Here is a 17,261-nt window from a genome sequence, read left to right on the forward strand (position 1 = left end):
GTCACCACTGTTGCGGATGCCGGAAACCCTACGTCCACAGCATCACATCCGGGCCTGACAGCCCACACATCAGCCGGGCGCTCGACCGCGAACGCCCACGACCAGTTTCAACGAGGAGACCAACCGATGAACAAGCGCTTCCTCCCGATCGCCGCGCTCGGCCTGGCCGCCGCGCTCGGCCTGACCGCGTGTTCCAGCGGGTCGGGCGACGGCTCCGGCGACGGTGCCACCGATGCAGCAGGCCAGACCCTCAAGGTCTGGATCATGGAAGGCACGAACCCCGACTCCGAGGCCTACTTCGACGAGGTCTCCGACGCCTTCACCGAGCAGACCGGGGCGAAGCTCGACGTGGAGTTCGTGCAGTGGGCCGACGCCCACGACCGCTTCGTCACGTCGATCGCGGGCGGCACCACGCCCGATGTCGCAGAGACCGGCACCACGTGGACGGCCGAGTTCGCCGACGCCGGTGCCCTCGCCCCGATCGGCGACTACGTCGACGAGGCGGGCCTCGGCGACGACCTCGTCGAGGGCCTCGTCACGGCGGGCACCTACGACGACGAGCTCTACGGCATGCCCTGGTACGCCGGCGTGCGCTCGCTCGTCTACCGCTCCGACATCTTCGAGGAGCTCGGCATCGAGGCGCCGACCACGTGGGACGAGATCGTCGCCGCGGGCGACAAGATCAAGGCCGCGCACCCCGAGATGATGGCGTTCGCCGTGCCGGGCGATGCCGAGTTCGGCGTCTACCCCTGGGTCTGGGGTGCGGGCGGCGAGATCTCGACGCTCGAGGGCGACAAATGGGTCTCGGGCATGGCCAGCCCCGAGTCGCAGGAGGGCGTCGGCTTCTACACGGGCCTCGCGACCGAGCACGGCTTCTCGTCGGCCGGTGCGACGACGTGGAAGGAGACCGACGTGCTCGACAACTTCGCGCAGGGCAACGTCGCGATGGCCCTCATGGGCTCGTGGACGCCTGCCGCGATCGTCGAGAAGAACGCCGAGATGGAGGGCAAGTTCGCCGCCACCCCGATCCCCGGCAAGGACGGCGGCATCGCCCCGTCGGTGCTCGGCGGCTCGCACCTCTCGATGTTCGAGACGGCGAAGAACAAGGACCTCGCGTGGGCGTTCATCGAGCTCATGACCACGGGTGACTTCGCCAAGAAGTGGGGCGAGCAGTCGGGCTACTTCCCCGGCCAGAAGTCGCTCCTCGACGAGGCGATCGCTTCCGACGACCCGCTGGTGCAGCCGTTCGCGCAGCAGATGGTCGACGGCGGCGGCACGCCGCCGGTGACGCCGAAGTTCGGTGCGGTGCAGGCGAAGAAGACCACCAACACCGCCATGCAGGCGATCCTCTCCGGGCAGAAGACGGTCGAGCAGGCGCTCACCGACGCCGCCGCGGAGATGGACGAGATCATGAACGGCAACTGATTCCGTGTCGAACACCCTCCAGGTTCCGTCGGCCGTGCAGGGAGCTCCGGCTCCCCGCGCGGCCGGCGGTCCCGCCCGCAAGAGCCTCCTGACCCGGAGCCGCCCCTGGCTGCTGCTCGCGCCCGCTCTCGCGGTGCTCGCGGTGCTCATGCTGTGGCCGCTCGTGCGGGTGTTCCTCTTCTCGCTGCAGGACTACGGCCTGCGCGAGATCGTCTCCGGCGAGCCGAACTGGATCGGCGTCGCCAACTACGGCGAGATCTTCACGAGTCCCGAGCTCTACACCGTCGTGCTGCCGAACACGGTCGGCTTCGCGGTGCTCGCCGTCGCCGGCACGGTCGCCCTCGGCACCGCGGTCGCGGTGCTCATGGCGAGCCTCGGCCTCTTCTGGCGCACCGTCGTCGGCAGCGCCATCATGATCGCCTGGGCGATGCCCGCGGTCACCGGTACCTACGTCTGGATCTGGATCTTCGACGCCGACCGCGGCATCTTCAACGAGACCCTCGAGGCGCTGGGTCTCATCGACGAGCCGGTCAACTGGTTCACCAATCGCTACACGTTCTACGCGATCGTGCTGCTCAACGTCATCCACCACGGCTTCCCGTTCGTGGCGATCACGATCCTCGCGGGCCTGCTCGGCGTGCCGAAGGAGATGCTCGAGGCCGCCGAGATGGACGGCGCGGGAGCCTGGCGCCGCTTCTGGCGCATCATCGTGCCGAACCTCAAGCAGGTGTTCGCGGTCGTCATCATCCTGTCGACCATCTGGGACTTCAAGGTCTTCGCGCAGGTCTACCTCATGCCCGGCGGTTCGGGGTCGAACCGCGAGGCCCTCAACCTCGGTGTCTGGTCGTACGTGGAGTCGTTCGGCCAGAACCGCTACGGCTTCGGCTCGGCGATCGCCGTGCTGCTCACCCTCGTGCTGCTCGCGATCACGGTCGTGTACGTGCGCACGATGCTCAAGGAGGAGGAGCTGTGAGCACCGACACCATGATCGAGGCGGATGCCGCGAGCCGGCGCTCCTCCGAGGCATCCGGGTCGACCGCCGTCGGCGTGCGGCGCAGCCGCCGCACCGCCCGCAAGACGCGTGCCGCCGCCGGCAAGGCCGTGCTCGTCGTCGTGCTGCTCGCCTTCACGCTGTTCCCCGCGTTCTGGATGCTCTCGAGCGCGTTCGACGCGCAGGCCGGGGCCGGTGGCCAGCAGCTGCTGCCGCGCGAGTGGTCGCTGTCGAACTTCGAGTACGTGCTCACCGAGGGCGGGTTCGACGTGTTCCTGCGCAACTCGGCGATCGTGGCGCTCGTCACCGTGCTCGCGAGCGCGCTGCTCGCCCTCCTCGCCTCGGTCGCGGTCGCGCGGTTCCGGTTCAGGTTCCGCACGGCGATGCTGCTCATGATCCTCGTCGTGCAGATGGTGCCGCTCGAGGCGCTCGTCATCCCGCTGTTCGTGCAGGTGCGCGACCTGCAGCTGCTCAACACACTGCTCGGCCTCATGGTCGTCTACGTCGCGCTCTCGCTGCCGTTCGGCATCTGGATGCTGCGCGGGTTCGTGGCCGCGGTGCCCGTCGAGCTCGAGGAGGCCGCGTACATCGACGGCGCGAGCTGGGGCCGCATGTTCCGTTCGGTGCTGCTGCCACTCGTCATGCCCGGCCTCGTCGCGACGAGCGTCTTCTCGTTCATCACCGCGTGGAACGAGTTCATCTTCGCCATGACCCTGCTCGGCGGGGCGACCGAGAACTACACGGTCGCGATCGGCCTCAAGCAGTTCTTCGGGGAGCACTCGAACGAGTGGGGCTACATCATGGCCGCCTCCACGATCATCACGATCCCCGTGATGATCTTCTTCGTCATCGTCCAGCGTCGCTTGTCGAGCGGCCTCGTGGCCGGCGCGGTGAAGGGGTGACCGCCGCGGACGATCCCACCATCAGGGCTACGGTGGGCGGAGTGCTCTGGCCCGGCTTCCTCGGCCGGAGCACTCCGGATTGGCTTCGCCGCGAACTCGACGAGGGCCTCGCCGGCGTCGTGCTGTTCGCGCAGAACCTCGGCGGCGTTGGGTGGGTTGAGGAGAGAGCGCAGCGACCGTCTCGAAACCCGCTGTCGGGCGCTTCGGGTCTCGAGACGCACACTCCTTCGTCGGGTGCTCCTCAACCCGCCGACTTCGCCCACCCCCTCCTCGTCGGCATCGACGAGGAGGGCGGCAACGTCACCCGCGTCGAGGCGTCGACGGGTTCGACCCTGCCCGGCGCCGCCCAGCTCGGTTTCGTCGACGACCTCGACGCGACCGAGGCGGTCGGCCGCGAACTCGCCCGCCGGTCGCTCGCGGTCGGCGCCAACGTCGTGCTCGGCCCCGTCGCCGACGTCAACACCGATCCCCGCAATCCCGTCATCGGGGTGCGCTCGTTCGGTGCCGCCCCTGGGCTCGTCTCCCGCCACGTGGTGGCCTCGCTCCGCGGCATCCGGTCCGCCGGCGCGGCCGCGTGCGTGAAGCACTTCCCGGGGCACGGCGACACCCATCTCGACTCGCATCACGCGATGCCCGAGCTCGCGATCGGGCTCGGTGAACTCGACGGGATGCACCTGCCGCCGTTCCGCGCGGCGATCGAGGCCGGCGTCGAGGCCGTCATGACGGCGCACATCGTGGTGCCCGGGTGGGGCGACCGGCCCTCGACGCTCAACCCGGTCGCGCTCGGGCGGCTGCGCGAGCTCGGATTCGAGGGCGTGATCGTGACCGACGCGCTCGACATGGCCGCCGTGCGCGAGTCGGTCGGCGCCGGTCCCGGTGCCGTGCAGGCGCTCCTCGCCGGTGCCGATCTGCTGTGCATCTCGAACCCCGCCAACCTCGGCGCGGCCGCCGCACCCGACCAGGACGAACGCGACTTCCGCGAGGTGCAGCACGCGATCTTCGCCGCGATCGACGACGGCACGCTGCCGGTGGCAACCCTCGAGCGCGCTGCTCGACGGGTCCGCGGGCTCGCCGAGGCGGTCGCCGCCCGCGCGGCCGTCGCGGCCGCTCAGGTCGACGCCGACGACGGCTGGATGCCCCGGGCTGCGCGTCGCATCGCCCGCGAGGCGATCTCCATCGACGGCGCCGTGCCGGCGCTTCCGGGGGCGCGCACCGTGTTCGATGTCCGAGGGCGCTCCACCCTCGCGGTCGCGAGCGACCGGGACTACGTCGAGCGCACGCTCTCGGCGGGTGGTGAGGTGCTGCGCGGCGATGCGCCGGTGCCCGCGGCGACTCCGCTCGTCGTGCTCGTCGACCGGGTCGGCGTCGACGGCGGAGCGCAGCGCGAACGCGTGTCGGCCATCGCCGCCGTGCGACCCGACGCGGTCGTCGTCGACGTCGGCGTGCCCGGTGCGCCGCTGTCGCTGCCGACCCTGCACACGAGGGCCGCGAGCCTGCTCGCCGCCGAGGCCGCAGCCGAGCTGCTCGAGTCGGGGGTCGGCTCGTGAACGTGCTCTCGCTGCAGTCGGGCACGTCCGCCGACGGCATCGACGTCGCCGTCGTCGACATCACGCCCAGCGGCTCGAGGAGGCGCGCCGGCGCCGTCTCGAGACCGGCGACTCGAGCCGACGAGATCGATGCGGGGAGCGTCGAGACGGTCGCTGCACTCCCTCCTCGACCCGCTCAGCTCGTGATGACGCCGCTGCACGCCGAGACCGTCGCGTGGGAGCCGACGCTCCGCGCCGAGATCCTCGCCGTCGCTGCCGGGGAGCCGCGCGATGCGCGTGCGTGGACTCGACTGACGACCGCGCTCGGTCACGCCTTCGCGGAGGCGGCTGCCCGAGGCATCCGCGAGTCGGGCGCGACGCCCGACCTCATCGTCTCGCACGGCCAGACCGTGCATCACGAGGTCGAGCACGGGCACGCCCGTGGCACCCTGCAGCTCGGAGAACCCGCGTGGATCGCCGAGCTCACGGGCGTGCCCGTGCTCTCCGACGTGCGCATGGCCGACATCGCGGCCGGCGGCGAAGGGGCGCCGCTCATGGCGTTCTTCGACCGGCTGTGGCTCGGCGCGGAGGCGCGGGCCGCCGGCCGCTCGATCGCGACCGTCAACCTCGGCGGCATCGCGAACGTGCAGCTCGTCGGCGCCGACGGCGGAGTCGTCGCGTTCGACAGCGGGCCCGGCAACTGCCTCATCGACGCGGTCGTCGACCGGGCGAGCGCGGCTGCGGAAGGCTACGACCGCGACGGTCGCCGCGCGGCGGCCGGTCGCGTGGACGAGTCGCTGCTCTCCGAACTGCTGCGGCACCCGTACTTCGCGGCGCCCGCGCCGAAGTCGACCGGACGCGAGACCTTCGACCTCGCGGTCGTCGACGCCGCGCTCGCGTCCGCGGGCGGGGCCGACCCGGTGGGACTCGACGACCTCGTCGCGACGCTCACCGAGCTCACCGCTCGAACCGTCGTCGACGCGATCGCACCGGTCGGGGCGACCGGCACGCCGGCGACGCTCATCTGCTCGGGTGGCGGCGCGTTCAACCCGGTGCTGCTCGCGCGCATCGCCGAGCTCGCGACCGCGCGGGACGTCGTCGTCGAGTCGAGTGCTGCGCGCGGCATCGACCCGGCGTTCAAGGAGTCGCTCATGTTCGCGCTCCTCGGATACTGCAGCATCCACGGCGTGCCCACCGAACTGGCGACCGGCCCCGCTGGCGCCCGTGTGCTCGGTCGCCTCTCGCCCGGCCGTGCACCACTGCGGCTGCCCGAACGGCTCGCCGGCGCGGCATCCGTGACCGTGAATCGCGCCACCGGACACGAACACCGCACCACCGAACACCGCACCACCGAACGCCGAACCACCGAACACCGCACCACCGGGGGAGCAAAGCAATGAGCGGTCAGCCACCGCAGTCGGCCGAGCATCGCGCACTGCGCGAGCTGCTCGGCGAACTCTCGACCGAACAGGCCAACGAGGCGCACGCCGGGTTCGACCTGCTCTCGACCGAGGCGCAGCTCGCGGCCATGCACGACGAGAACGCGCAGGCCGTCGCGGCAGTCGCCGAGGCGGCGCCGCAGGTCGCCGCGGCGATCGACGCGATCGTCGCGCGGCTTCGGGGCGGCGGCCGGCTCGTCTACCTCGGAGCCGGGACGGCGGGGCGCATGGGCGTTCTCGACGCGAGCGAGATCCCCCCGACCTTCGGCACCGACCCCGAGCTCGTCGTCGGCCTCATCGCGGGCGGCGACGTCGCCCTGCGGTCGGCGGTCGAGGACGCCGAGGACGAGGCGGCCCGCGGCGCGGCCGACCTCGAGGCGATCGGGCTCGGCCCCGGCGATGCGCTCGTGGGCATCTCGGCCTCGGGGCGCACGCCGTACGTGCTCGGCGGCATCGAGTACGCGGCGCGCGTCGGCGCGCTCACGGTGGGCTTCGCGTGCAACCGCGACTCGGCGATCGGCGCCGCGGCCGACCTCGCGATCGAGACGGTCGTCGGCCCCGAGATCGTCGCCGGGTCGACCCGTCTCAAGGGCGGTACGGCGCAGAAGCTCGTGCTCAACGCGATCTCGACGATCGCGATGGTGCGACTCGGCAAGGTGCACGGCAACCTCATGGTCGACGTGCAGGCGACGAACGCCAAGCTGCGCGCCCGCGCCGAGCGCATCGTCATGCAGGCGACGGGCGTCGACGCGGCCGCGGCGGCCGCCGCACTCGCCTCGGTCGATGGGCACGTGAAGGCGGCGATCCTCGTCACCATGACTGGGGCCCCGCCCGAGGTCGCGCTCGCACGCCTGGCCGCGGAAGATGGGGTGCTGCGAGATGCGCTGTCGAGCGTGCGCGCGTCGGCCGAGTAGCGAGCGCGGGAGCACGGCAGAGTAGTCACGACGGTGTGCAGCAGTGCACCGCAGAACGTAAGGAAACCGGAACGGCGATGTCGGCGAACGTGCTCTCATCCGTACGCGAGGCGCTGCCGCGCCTGAGCTCCTCCGAGGCGCGCGTCGCCGAGGCGATCATCGCCGAACCGACCCTCGTCGTCGACCTGACGATCACCGAGCTCGCCGCGGTCTGCGGCACCTCGCTGTCGACCGTCGCCCGGTTCTGCCAGACCCTCGGCTACTCGGGCTACCGCGAGTTCCGCATGGAGGTGGCGAGCGCCGTCAGCCGCGAGGCCGCCGAACGCGACCGCTTCGGCCTCGCCAACGCCGACATCGACCCCGACGACTCCGCCGCCGACGTGATCGCGAAGATCGCGTTCCACGAGGTGCTCGCGATCGAGCAGACCGCCGAGGGGCTCGACACGACCGTGCTCGACGCCGTCGTCGACGCGATCGTCGCAGGCGCGCACGTCGACCTGTACGGCTTCGGCTCGAGCGGCCTCACCGCACAGGACCTGCAGCAGAAGCTCGCCCGCATCGGCATCTCGGCGTTCTGCTCGGTCGACGTGCACCTCGCGCTCGTCTCGGCGGCGCTGCGCCGCCCCGGCGACGTCGCGATCGGCATCTCGCACTCGGGCCTCACCGCAGAGACGAACCACGCGCTCGAGGTCGCCCGCGAGGCGGGCGCGACGACGGTCGCGATCACGAACTCGCCCGAGTCGCCCGTCGCCGAGGCTGCCGACTTCGTGCTGACGACGCACGCGCGCGAGTCGAGCTACCGCATGGGGGCGATGTCGAGTCGCATCGCCCAGCTCGCGGTCGTCGACTTCCTCTTCGTGCGGGTCGCCCAGCGCCGCGGCGATGCGGTCGCCGAGCCGCTGCAGCGCACGTTCGAGGTCACGGCCCGTCACCGGGTGCCGCAGCGTCGCAAGCAGGCGTGAGCCGCAGTGCGCCGGCTCATTCCGCGGTGAAGGTCGCCTCGTAGAGGTCGCGCAGTCCCGCCATCCCGGCCTCGGAGAACGCCGCGCGCTGCCGTGCCGCCCCGGTGCCGTGGTCGAGGAGCCGGTCGAGTCCCAGGCGGACGAAGTCCGCGTCGCCGCTGCGTTCGAGGGCGGGAGCGAGCAGTTCCAGCGCGTGCGCGACGACCTCTGCAGCCGGGCGAAGCTCGCCGAGCATGGGATCGAGCACCGTCGTCGACAACCCGCGGTGCGCCGCGTGCAGGAGCGCCGCATTGAGCAGCTCGGGTCCGGCCGCTGCCGCCTCGTCGGGCACCACGGCGCTCGCCGAGCGGGCGCCCCCGACCGGGTCGACGACGCTCTCGACGAGCGCCCGGCACAGCGCGGCGATGAGCACCGACTCGCCGGCCCCGAGCTGGGCGTCGGCGACGCGCACCTCGACCGTGGGCACGTGCGACGACAGGCGGGCGGTCCACATGACGACGGCCCGGTCCTCGGTGCCGCCGACGCCGATGAGTCGTTCGAGCCGGCGGTCGTAGTCGGCCACGTCGATGAACTCGGGCGGCGCGCCCGTCGTCGTCCACCGGCGGATCCCGACGTTGCGCCAGCTCTCGTACCCCGTGTCGTGACCGCGCCAGATCGGCGAGTTGCCGCTGATCGACGCGAGCAGCGGCAGCCAGTGGCGGGTCGCGTTGAGCGCCCGCACGGCGAGCTCGCGGTCGTCGACCCCGACGTGCACGTGCAGCCCCTGGATCTGGTGATCGGCGATGACGCCCTGCATGTCGTCGACGATGCGGCGATAGCGCGGGGTGTCGGTGATCGTCGGGAACGGCAGCGCGTCGGGCGGACTGCCGACGCTCGCGACCACCACGCCGAACCGTCGTGCCTCGGCTTCGAGCTCGCGCCGGAAGCCCAGGAGCGCCGCCGACGCCTGTGTGGTCGTCTCGAACACCGCCGAGGCGTGCTCGACCTGGGCCGCGAGGAACTCGCGGTGCGCGACGGCCCGCCACGCCGGCTCGGCGGCGAGATGCGCGAACGCTGCGTCCGCCACGTCGACCGGGCGGAGCGTCTGGGGGTCGAGGAAGACGAACTCCTCCTCGATGCCGAAGGTGGTCATCGACCCCTCTTCCTCGATGCTCGAACTCTCGCGAGCGCGCGCCCGCTTGTCAAGGGGTGGCGGCTGAGGGGTCCGGTCAGCCGAGCAGCATCATCGCGACCGCTGAGACGAGCGCGATCGTGAGGGCGCCCGCGGCGAGCGATGCGAGCACGAGCAGGGCGACCTGGCCGCCTGAGAGGCCGTCACGCTGCGGCACGGGCTGCGAACCGTACACCGCCACGGATGCCACGGGGCTGGCGCCCGGCGTCGGCACCGTCGTGTGCTCGGGCACGAGTCGCACCGTGTGCGTGAATGCGGATTCGGCGACCGGCAGGACGACGGTGACCTCGGTCGGTTCGGCCACCGGGGCGACCGGGGCCGGGGCGGCTGCCGCGAGCGCCGCGAGCATCGGGTCGGGCGAACCGGCGGGGCGCTGCGGGGGCGGCGCGGGCTCGAACGGCTTCGCAACGGTGTGCGGGGTCCAGCCCCGGCCGTCCCAGTAACGCATGGCCGAGGCATCCGCCTCGTCGACGTACCAGCCCGCTCTGCGCCGCCGATCGTGCGCGGCGGAGGTGGTCATCCGCTGAGTGTACGTCGGCGCGCTAGGCGGCGCGATCGGCAGAACTCCCCATGGCGGCGAGGGCCGGTTCATGGTGCTGCGGCGCCGGGCGCGCGCCCACCGCGTCGCCCGGGAACAGCGGGTCGAGCGTGCCCGTCGCGACCGCGGCGTCGATGGCCTCGGTCGGCGAGAGCACCTCGGTCGCGGCGACCGCACCGGCGCGTCGCACCATGCGAGCGGTCTGCACGAGCACGACGCCGACGATGGTGCCGGCCGTGTTCATCACGAGGTCGCGGGGGTCGGAGATGCGGTCGGGCTCGGGAAGCTGGATGAGCTCGATCATCGTCGCGAACGAGAACCCCGCGAGCATCGCGAGCGGCCAGAACCGTCGTGGCAGGAGGAGCGCGGCGAGCGCGCCGACGGGGATGAACAGCGCCACGTTGAACGCGATCTCCGCGAGATACCCCGTGGTCCACGTCACCGAAGCGGTCCACGCGTCGGGATTGAGGATGCCGCCGTCGACCTGATGACTCGCGGTGCGCCAGGGCGCCGGGCCGATCGTGACCCACAGCACGATCGCTGCATACGCGGCAGCGACGAGACCGAGGGGGCGGCGATCCATTCCTCGATCATGCCCCCGATGGGCTGCGAGCGGGCTGGATTCTCCACAGAGTGTCCTGAGAATGCGATGCCGCTCGCGTTACCCCGTATCACGCGGAATATCACGATCCGGTCGCGACCAGGTGTGCCGACGCGCTCGAGCCGATAGTGTTGCGTTCACTGATTCCTCCATCATGCGGGCAGACGCCCGCGCCTCCATTCGATTGCCCGGAGGCGGACCGATCCGCGTGGCATGACCCGATACGAGCCGGCGGATGCGTGAGCGCAACCCCGCCACTCGCCCCTCGCCCGGGCGGCACCCGTCACCCGAGCAGCGATCGAGAGTCGATCGCATCGGGTCGCACGTGCGGCCCGCACGACAGAAGGACAGCAGTATGGCAACCGGAACCGTCAAGTGGTTCAACGCCGAAAAGGGCTTCGGCTTCATCGCCCCCGACGACGGCTCGGCCGACGTCTTCGCGCACTTCAGCGCGATCACGGGCTCGGGCTACCGCTCGCTCGAAGACGGCCAGCGGGTCGAGTTCGAGGTCGCACAGGGCCCGAAGGGCCTGCAGGCGGAGAACATCCGCGCCGTCTGAGGCGCCGGCTCCCCGAACGCCGTCGCAGCTTCGTGCTGCGGCGGCGTTCGTCATCTCCCAGTGCCTTCCCATCCATCTGCCGTAGAGTCGGGTCATCTGCAACGGGTGGTCACCCGCGAATCCCGGCTGGGAAGTCAACGACACGCTGGGAACACCATCTCTCACACCGAATCACTCGGTGCGATCCGGGCGACGAAGCCCCGCACCGGTTCCGCGGACATCACGCGGAGCTACACCGCCCTCTCCCGGGTCGTTCGCGAATCCGGCCTCCTGAACCGCACGCGGTGGTTCTACCTCGCCCTCGTCTCAGGCCTCGTGCTCGCTCTCGGCGGCGCGATCACCGGGTTCATCCTGCTGGGTGACTCGTGGTTCCAGCTGCTCATGGCCGGCGCGCTCGGGCTGATCTTCACGCAGTTCGCATTCCTCGCCCATGAGGCGTCGCACCGGCAGGTGCTCGAGTCGGGCCCCGCGAACGACCGCGTCGGGCGCATCCTCGCCGCGGGCGTGGTGGGCATCAGCTACTCGTGGTGGATGACGAAGCACACGCGCCACCACGCGAACCCGAACAAGCTCGGCCGCGACCCCGACATCGAGTTCGACACGATCTCGTTCACCGAGGCCGACGCCGGCCGGCAACGCGGCCTGATCGCGCTCATCACGCGCAAGCAGGGCTACCTGTTCTTCCCGCTGCTCACGCTCGAGGGCGTGAACCTGCACTTCCGGTCGATCCGCACGCTGTTCGACCGCGGGCCCGTCAAGGGTCGCTGGATCGAGCTCTCGCTCATCGCCGCCCGGTTCGCGGTCTACTTCGGCGCGATCTTCTGGGTGCTGCCGCTCGGCATGGCGTTCGCGTTCATCGGCGTGCAGCTCGCGGTGTTCGGCGTCTACATGGGTGCCTCGTTCGCACCGAACCACAAGGGCATGCCGCTCATCCCGGCCGATGCGAAGCTCGACTTCTTCTCGAAGCAGGTGCTGACCTCGCGCAACGTGTCCGGCGGCTGGTGGGCGAGCGCCCTGCTCGGCGGGCTCAACTACCAGGTCGAGCACCACCTCTTCCCGAACATGCCGCGCCCGCACCTCGCGAAGGCGCGCGAGATCGTGCGCGAGCACTGCCAGACGCTCGGCGTGCCGTACACGGAGACGACGCTGATGCGCTCGTACGGCATCGTCATCCAGTACCTCAACCGCGTCGGCCTCGCCGCACGCGACCCGTTCGACTGCCCGATGGTGAACCGCTTCCGTCGGGTCTGAACTCCACACGCTTCCGTCGGCGGACGTCGCCGTCGGAACCCCGCACGATCTCGGTCGTGCACGTCGCAGCCGCTCCGGCGGCTCGGCTTTACAGAAGGAAATGAATATGGCAACCGGAACCGTCAAGTGGTTCAACGCCGACAAGGGCTTCGGCTTCATCGCTCCCGACGACGGCTCGGCCGACGTCTTCGCGCACTTCAGCGCGATCGCGTCGGGCGGCTACCGCTCGCTCGAGGAGAACCAGAAGGTCGAGTTCGAGACCGCCCGCGGCCCCAAGGGTCTGCAGGCCGAGAACATCACCGTCATCGGCTGAGTTCTCCCCACGTCGACCGCGCCGTCGCAGCCTCGCGCTGCGGCGGCGTTCGTCGTCTCGGGGCCGCCCCGCCAACGTGCACGAGCCCCGAGAGCCGGGCGCGACCGGCGCGCCGTCTCCCGCAACCCCCTCGCCGCCGGCGCCTGCGACGCCTAGTCTGCGGAGATGACCGAGCGGCCCGAGCGACAGCCCGAGCGACCGGGTGCCGAGCGCTGGGTGCCCGACGAGGCGGGGCTCGGCGAGCTGCGGGCGGCCGCGCCCGACTGTCGCGGCTGCGAACTCTGGCGGGATGCGACGCAGGTGGTCTTCTCGCGGGGGCGGCCCGGAGCGCGCCTCATGCTCGTCGGGGAGCAGCCGGGCGACCGCGAGGACGTCGAGGGCGAGCCCTTCGTCGGCCCTGCGGGGCGGGTGCTCGCGCAAGCGCTCGACGCGGCCGGCATCGCCGGCGAACGGGTCTACCTCACGAACGCCGTCAAGCACTTCCGGTTCGAGCGGCGTGGCAAGCGTCGCATCCACGAGAAGCCCGCGGTCGGGCACATCACCGCCTGCCGGCCCTGGCTCGTCGCCGAGTTCGAGGCGGTCGACCCGGCCGTCGTCGTGGCGCTCGGTGCGACCGCGGCGCGGGCGGTGCTCGGCCACCCGGCGAAGGTGGGGGAGACGCGTGGTCGAGTGCTCCCGCCCGAGTCCGGAACGGCGGGGCTCCCGGCGCCGACCGTGGTGACGGTGCATCCCTCGTCGCTCCTGCGGATCGAGGATCGGGATGAGCGGGAGGCCGCCCTCGCGGCCTTCGTGGACGACCTTCGCCTCGCCGCCGACGCCGCCGGGCCCTGAGCGGTCTCGAAGCTTCGCTCCGTAGGCTCGAGTCACCGAACATCCCGCCAGGAGAAGGAGCCCCCATGCAGTGCCCCACCGACGGAACCGTGCTCGTGATGAGCGAGCGCAGCGGCATCGAGATCGACTACTGCCCGACGTGTCGCGGCGTCTGGCTCGACCGCGGCGAGCTCGACAAGATCATCGACCGCGCGGGCCGCGAGTTCGGCGGTCAGGCCGCCCCGCAGGCGCCCGCCGCCCCGGCGCAGCCGACCCAGCAGCAGCCCGCCTACGGCCAGCAGGCGTACCCCCAGCAGGGTTACCAGCAGCCCTACGGCGACCAGGGCTACTACCGCAAGAAGAAGAAGGAGAGCTGGCTCTCCGAACTCTTCGACTGAGCCACTCGGGCGGCGACGCCCCTGACGACCGGATGCCGCGGCGCCGAGCCCTTCGCAGGGCGGGCGCCGCGGCATCCGTCGTCATGAGCCCGGTCAGGCCGCGTGGAACTCCGCCGGGTGCGGGCCCGTACGGCCGTCGCGCTCGAGCGCGTCGATCGCGGCGAGCTCGTCGGCCGTGAGTTCAAAGCCGAAGACGTCGAGGTTCTCCGCGATGCGCGACGGCGTGACCGACTTGGGGATGACGACGCGGCCCTGCTGCAGGTGCCAGCGCAGCACGACCTGCGCGGGACTCGCGCCGTGGCGGGCGGCGCTCGCCACGACCGCCTCGTCGCCGAGCACGGCGCCCTGTGCGAGCGGGCTCCACGCCTCGGTGACGATGCCGTGTCGGGTGTTCGCGGCGGCCGTCGCGCGGTTCTGCAGGGCGGGGTGCAGCTCGATCTGGTTCACCGCGGGAACGATGTCGGTCTCGGCGAGGAGGCGCTCCAGGTGGTCGGGCTCGAAGTTCGAGACGCCGATCGCCCGCACGCGGCCATCGGCGACGAGGCGCTCGAGCGCGCGCCAGGTGTCGACGTAGCGGCCGTGCTCGGGCGTCGGCCAGTGGATGAGGTAGAGGTCGAGCTGCTCGAGCCCGAGCTTGCCGAGGCTCGTGTCGAACGCGCGGAGGGTCCGGTCGAAGCCCTGATCGGAGTTCCAGACCTTCGACGTGACGAACAGGTCGCCTCGCGCGAGGCCCGACTCGGCGATGGCGCGGCCGACGCCCGCCTCGTTGCCGTAGATCGCCGCGGTGTCGATGCTGCGGTAACCGGCCTCGAGGGCGGCGGCGACGGCGGCCGTGGTGTCGGCATCGGGCACCTGGTACACGCCGAAGCCGAGCTGCGGCATCTGGACGCCGTTGTTGAGGGTGATGTTCGGGACGGTGGGAGTCATTTGTTCGCTTTCCGTGCTGGGTGGTGGAAGGGGATCAGTGTGCGGCGACCGGGGTCGGCGCCGTGGTGGGGCGCGTCGGCGCCGAGGCATCCGCCTTCGTCGACTCGGCGACAGCCGTGCGGCGCGCGGTCGCGGTGGCGACCGCCATGACCACGAGCGCCGCGAGCGTGATGCCGGCACCCACCCAGATGGGCGAGGTGAAGCCGAGCCCGGCCGCGATCGTGAGGCCGCCCGCCCAGGCGCCGAGGGCGTTGCCGAGGTTGAAGGCGGCGATGTTCGCGCCCGAGGCGAGCGTCGGAGCGTCCGAGGCATAGCGCATGATGCGGCTCTGGAGCCCGGGCACGGTGCCGAAGCCGAAGGCGCCCATGAGCACGAGCAGCACGATCGTGGCGACCGGGCTGAACGCGAGCCAGGCGAAGAGGGCGAGCACGACGACGAGCGCACCGATGAACGCGAGCAGGGTGCCGTCGATCGATCGGTCGGCGAGGCGTCCGCCCGCCCAGTTGCCGACGACCAGGCCGGCGCCGAAGAGGACGAGCAGCCACGGCACTGTGCCCGCGGCGAAGCCCGAAACCTCGGTGAGCGTGTAGGCGATGTAGGTGAAGGCGCCGAACATGCCGCCGAAGCCGAGCACGGTGACGACGAGCGAGAGCCAGACCTGGCCCGACCGGAAGGCGCCGAGCTCGCGGCGGAGGCTCGGGGCGGCCGGGGACCCGGCGCCGCCCGTCGCGCCGACGGTACGGAGGCTCGGCACGAGCACCGCGATGCCGATGAGGGCGATGACGCCGATGACCGAGATCGCCCAGAAGGTCGCGCGCCAGCCGTACTGCTGGCCGATGAACGTGCCGAACGGCACGCCGAGCACGTTCGCGGCGGTGAGGCCGGTGAACATGATCGCGATCGCGCCCGCCGCTCGCTCGGGGGCGACGAGGCTCGCCGCGACGACCGAGCCGATGCCGAAGAAGGCGCCGTGGCAGAGGGCGGCGATGATGCGGCCGGTCATCATGAGCTCGTAGCTCGGCGCCATCGCCGAGATCGCGTTGCCGGCGATGAAGAGCACGAGCAGGCCCATGAGGACGGGCTTGCGGGGGAGACGCGTGGTGGCCGCGGTGAGGCCGAGGGCGCCGACGACCACGGCGAGTGCGTAGCCGGAGATGAACCAGCCGGCCGCCGACTCGCTCACGCCGAAGTCGGCGGCCACCTCGGGGAGGAGGCCCATGATGACGAACTCGGTGAGTCCGATGCCGAAGCCGCCGATGGCGAGTGCGATGAGGCCGAGGGGCATGCGCGTACTCCTGATATTGTGGAAGACAATTAGTTGCAAACGCGTTCTATTGCGTGAGCGACGTTAATACTTGCACACGCAAATACATAGCGCAAGCAACTACTTTCCCGAGGAGGCAGCATGGGTATCGCCGACGACGCCGTCGAAGTGCGCGCACAGGGGTGGCGAACGCTGGCCGCGCTGCACGGGCTGATCGAGTCCGAACTCGAGCGCGCGCTCGGTGCATCCGTCGACCTGTCGGTCGTCGAGTACACCGTGCTCGACGCCCTCGATCGGCAGGACGGCTGGCACATGCGCATGCAGCAGCTCGCCCGCGCGACCGCGCTGAGCCCGAGCGCGACCACGCGACTCGTGAACCGTCTGGAGGACCGGGCGCTGCTCACCCGCGTCCTGTGCGCCGACGACCGGCGTGGCATCTACACCGAGCTGACGGCGGCCGGCCGGGAGCTCTACGAAGCGGCGCGCCCGATCCACGACGAGACGCTCGAGCGCGTGCTCGCCGAGGCGGCCGAGCAGCCCGAGCTCGCGCCCGTCGTCGACGCGCTGCACATCGCGGTGCCCGCGGCCGGCTGAGCGGTCGGACGCCTCGCGGGGCGATGCATCGCCGAGTCGGCGCATCGCCGAGTCGGTGCATCGCGGGGCGGGCGCCTTCGGCGGGCGGCGAAGCAGCGCGCCCGGGGCGGATGCCCGGGCGCGCTTCGTGTCTCGTGATGGGCGCTGCGCTCAGCCCTGCCCGGGCCCGCCGATGTTCACGAGCCAGGTCACGCCGTAGCCGTCGACGCACATGCCGAACGCGTCGCCCCAGGGTGCCACTTCGAGCGGCACGATCTCGGAGCCCGATCCGAGGAGCTTCTCCCAGTAGCCGCGGAGGGTGGCGTCGTCTTCGGGGCCTCCCGAGAGCGACACCGAGATGTTGCTCGTCGTCGCGGCCGGCGGCATGTGGCTCGGGGTGTCGGCGGCCATGAGCACGAGGCCTCCGTCGCCTTCGAGCTGGCCGTGCATGATCTTGTCGGCGTCGGCCGAGTCGTCGGCCTGGCCGAAGTCGGCGAACGTGCTCATGGTGAGCTCGCCGCCGAACACCGAGTGGTAGAACTCGAGCGCGGCGCGGGCGTCGTCCTGGAAGTTGAGGTACGGGTTGAGCCGAGCCATGGTGCGTCCCTTCGTCGAGGTGTGCGGTCATGGCCGATGATTCTCGCTCGCGGGGCGTGCCGCAAGACCCGATCCGCGGGGATGGCCCGAGTTCGAGAAA

At 71.4% G+C, this 17,261-nt stretch carries 19 protein-coding genes; 13 read left to right on the top strand and 6 right to left on the bottom strand.

Annotation, left to right across the window (positions count from 1 at the left end):
* The first annotated feature begins 126 nt into the window (after positions 1–126).
* From MUN74_RS12410 to MUN74_RS12440, 7 genes are all read left to right on the top strand, one after another.
* Positions 127–1,425, top strand: a complete 1,299-nt coding sequence (locus MUN74_RS12410) for a sugar ABC transporter substrate-binding protein (RefSeq protein ID WP_244852565.1) — start codon at positions 127–129, stop codon at positions 1,423–1,425.
* 4 nt (positions 1,426–1,429) lie between these two features.
* Complete coding sequence (locus MUN74_RS12415) at positions 1,430–2,398, top strand: carbohydrate ABC transporter permease (protein ID WP_244852567.1); 969 nt, start codon at positions 1,430–1,432, stop codon at positions 2,396–2,398.
* Complete coding sequence (locus tag MUN74_RS12420) at positions 2,395–3,318, top strand: carbohydrate ABC transporter permease (RefSeq protein ID WP_244852569.1); 924 nt, start codon at positions 2,395–2,397, stop codon at positions 3,316–3,318. Before MUN74_RS12415 ends, MUN74_RS12420 begins: the two co-directional genes overlap by 4 nt.
* Before the next feature lie 41 nt (positions 3,319–3,359).
* Positions 3,360–4,865 carry a glycoside hydrolase family 3 protein gene (locus MUN74_RS12425; RefSeq protein ID WP_244852570.1) on the top strand — a complete coding sequence of 502 codons (1,506 nt, stop codon included), beginning with the start codon at positions 3,360–3,362 and terminating at the stop codon, positions 4,863–4,865.
* Complete coding sequence (locus MUN74_RS12430; protein WP_244852572.1) at positions 4,862–6,244, top strand: anhydro-N-acetylmuramic acid kinase; 1,383 nt, start codon at positions 4,862–4,864, stop codon at positions 6,242–6,244. Before MUN74_RS12425 ends, MUN74_RS12430 begins: the two co-directional genes overlap by 4 nt.
* Positions 6,241–7,197, top strand: a complete 957-nt coding sequence (gene murQ / locus MUN74_RS12435; protein WP_244852574.1) for an N-acetylmuramic acid 6-phosphate etherase — start codon at positions 6,241–6,243, stop codon at positions 7,195–7,197. Before MUN74_RS12430 ends, murQ begins: the two co-directional genes overlap by 4 nt.
* 77 nt (positions 7,198–7,274) lie before the next feature.
* A complete protein-coding gene (locus tag MUN74_RS12440) occupies positions 7,275–8,159 on the top strand; it encodes a MurR/RpiR family transcriptional regulator (protein WP_244852575.1) in 885 nt (294 codons plus the stop codon).
* 16 nt (positions 8,160–8,175) lie between these two features.
* Here MUN74_RS12440 and MUN74_RS12445 read toward each other — a convergent pair whose 3' ends face one another.
* The 3 genes from MUN74_RS12445 to MUN74_RS12455 all read right to left on the bottom strand — a co-directional run bounded on the left by MUN74_RS12445 (position 8,176) and on the right by MUN74_RS12455 (position 10,451).
* Positions 8,176–9,291 (bottom strand): carboxylate-amine ligase, encoded by a 1,116-nt coding sequence (locus MUN74_RS12445; protein WP_244852577.1) that lies wholly within the window; start codon positions 9,289–9,291, stop codon positions 8,176–8,178.
* A 76-nt stretch (positions 9,292–9,367) separates the two neighbouring features.
* Entirely contained in the window at positions 9,368–9,850 is a 483-nt protein-coding gene (locus MUN74_RS12450; RefSeq protein ID WP_244852579.1) for a DUF2510 domain-containing protein, read from the bottom strand.
* A 22-nt stretch (positions 9,851–9,872) separates the two neighbouring features.
* Positions 9,873–10,451 (bottom strand): VanZ family protein, encoded by a 579-nt coding sequence (locus MUN74_RS12455; protein ID WP_244852580.1) that lies wholly within the window; start codon positions 10,449–10,451, stop codon positions 9,873–9,875.
* 373 nt (positions 10,452–10,824) lie between these two features.
* Here MUN74_RS12455 and MUN74_RS12460 point away from each other — a divergent pair, with 373 nt between their 5' ends.
* From MUN74_RS12460 to MUN74_RS12480, 5 genes are all read left to right on the top strand, one after another.
* Positions 10,825–11,028 (top strand): cold-shock protein, encoded by a 204-nt coding sequence (locus MUN74_RS12460; protein ID WP_231429943.1) that lies wholly within the window; start codon positions 10,825–10,827, stop codon positions 11,026–11,028.
* 156 nt (positions 11,029–11,184) lie between these two features.
* Positions 11,185–12,279 carry a fatty acid desaturase family protein gene (locus MUN74_RS12465; protein WP_370647383.1) on the top strand — a complete coding sequence of 365 codons (1,095 nt, stop codon included), beginning with the start codon at positions 11,185–11,187 and terminating at the stop codon, positions 12,277–12,279.
* A gap of 106 nt (positions 12,280–12,385) precedes the next feature.
* Positions 12,386–12,592 carry a cold-shock protein gene (locus tag MUN74_RS12470; protein WP_159602901.1) on the top strand — a complete coding sequence of 69 codons (207 nt, stop codon included), beginning with the start codon at positions 12,386–12,388 and terminating at the stop codon, positions 12,590–12,592.
* Positions 12,593–12,757: 165 nt separating this feature from the next.
* Complete coding sequence (locus MUN74_RS12475; RefSeq protein ID WP_244852582.1) at positions 12,758–13,423, top strand: UdgX family uracil-DNA binding protein; 666 nt, start codon at positions 12,758–12,760, stop codon at positions 13,421–13,423.
* 65 nt (positions 13,424–13,488) lie between these two features.
* Positions 13,489–13,800: a TFIIB-type zinc ribbon-containing protein gene (locus tag MUN74_RS12480; protein ID WP_244852584.1), complete on the top strand. Its 312-nt coding sequence runs from the start codon at positions 13,489–13,491 to the stop codon at positions 13,798–13,800.
* Between the two features lie 93 nt (positions 13,801–13,893).
* Here MUN74_RS12480 and MUN74_RS12485 read toward each other — a convergent pair whose 3' ends face one another.
* Both MUN74_RS12485 and MUN74_RS12490 read right to left on the bottom strand, forming a co-directional pair.
* A complete protein-coding gene (locus tag MUN74_RS12485) occupies positions 13,894–14,727 on the bottom strand; it encodes an aldo/keto reductase (RefSeq protein WP_244852585.1) in 834 nt (277 codons plus the stop codon).
* A gap of 34 nt (positions 14,728–14,761) precedes the next feature.
* Positions 14,762–16,012: an MFS transporter gene (locus tag MUN74_RS12490; protein ID WP_244852586.1), complete on the bottom strand. Its 1,251-nt coding sequence runs from the start codon at positions 16,010–16,012 to the stop codon at positions 14,762–14,764.
* Positions 16,013–16,132: 120 nt separating this feature from the next.
* Between MUN74_RS12490 and MUN74_RS12495 the strand changes: the two genes are divergently transcribed.
* Positions 16,133–16,585: a MarR family winged helix-turn-helix transcriptional regulator gene (locus MUN74_RS12495; RefSeq protein WP_244852587.1), complete on the top strand. Its 453-nt coding sequence runs from the start codon at positions 16,133–16,135 to the stop codon at positions 16,583–16,585.
* Positions 16,586–16,735: 150 nt separating this feature from the next.
* On the opposite strand, the gene MUN74_RS12500 is transcribed toward MUN74_RS12495, so the two are convergent.
* A complete protein-coding gene (locus MUN74_RS12500; protein ID WP_244852588.1) occupies positions 16,736–17,161 on the bottom strand; it encodes a VOC family protein in 426 nt (141 codons plus the stop codon).
* Between the last annotated feature and the right edge of the window lie 100 nt (positions 17,162–17,261).

Origin of the sequence: Agromyces sp. H17E-10 (genome assembly GCF_022919715.1) — a bacterium.
Lineage (GTDB): Bacteria > Actinomycetota > Actinomycetes > Actinomycetales > Microbacteriaceae > Agromyces.

Bases quoted from the DNA above. Each gene is read 5' to 3' on its own strand.
- MUN74_RS12500 (WP_244852588.1), bottom strand. From the start codon at position 17,161: ATGGCTCGGCTCAACCCGTACCTCAACTTCCAGGACGACGCCCGCGCC.
- MUN74_RS12475 (WP_244852582.1), top strand. From the start codon at position 12,758: ATGACCGAGCGGCCCGAGCGACAGCCCGAGCGACCGGGTGCCGAGCGC.
- MUN74_RS12485 (WP_244852585.1), bottom strand. From the start codon at position 14,727: ATGACTCCCACCGTCCCGAACATCACCCTCAACAACGGCGTCCAGATG.
- MUN74_RS12495 (WP_244852587.1), top strand. From the start codon at position 16,133: ATGGGTATCGCCGACGACGCCGTCGAAGTGCGCGCACAGGGGTGGCGA.
- MUN74_RS12490 (WP_244852586.1), bottom strand. From the start codon at position 16,012: ATGCCCCTCGGCCTCATCGCACTCGCCATCGGCGGCTTCGGCATCGGA.
- MUN74_RS12470 (WP_159602901.1), top strand. From the start codon at position 12,386: ATGGCAACCGGAACCGTCAAGTGGTTCAACGCCGACAAGGGCTTCGGC.
- MUN74_RS12480 (WP_244852584.1), top strand. From the start codon at position 13,489: ATGCAGTGCCCCACCGACGGAACCGTGCTCGTGATGAGCGAGCGCAGC.
- murQ (WP_244852574.1), top strand. From the start codon at position 6,241: ATGAGCGGTCAGCCACCGCAGTCGGCCGAGCATCGCGCACTGCGCGAG.
- MUN74_RS12460 (WP_231429943.1), top strand. From the start codon at position 10,825: ATGGCAACCGGAACCGTCAAGTGGTTCAACGCCGAAAAGGGCTTCGGC.
- MUN74_RS12445 (WP_244852577.1), bottom strand. From the start codon at position 9,291: ATGACCACCTTCGGCATCGAGGAGGAGTTCGTCTTCCTCGACCCCCAG.
- MUN74_RS12440 (WP_244852575.1), top strand. From the start codon at position 7,275: ATGTCGGCGAACGTGCTCTCATCCGTACGCGAGGCGCTGCCGCGCCTG.
- MUN74_RS12410 (WP_244852565.1), top strand. From the start codon at position 127: ATGAACAAGCGCTTCCTCCCGATCGCCGCGCTCGGCCTGGCCGCCGCG.
- MUN74_RS12455 (WP_244852580.1), bottom strand. From the start codon at position 10,451: ATGGATCGCCGCCCCCTCGGTCTCGTCGCTGCCGCGTATGCAGCGATC.
- MUN74_RS12450 (WP_244852579.1), bottom strand. From the start codon at position 9,850: ATGACCACCTCCGCCGCGCACGATCGGCGGCGCAGAGCGGGCTGGTAC.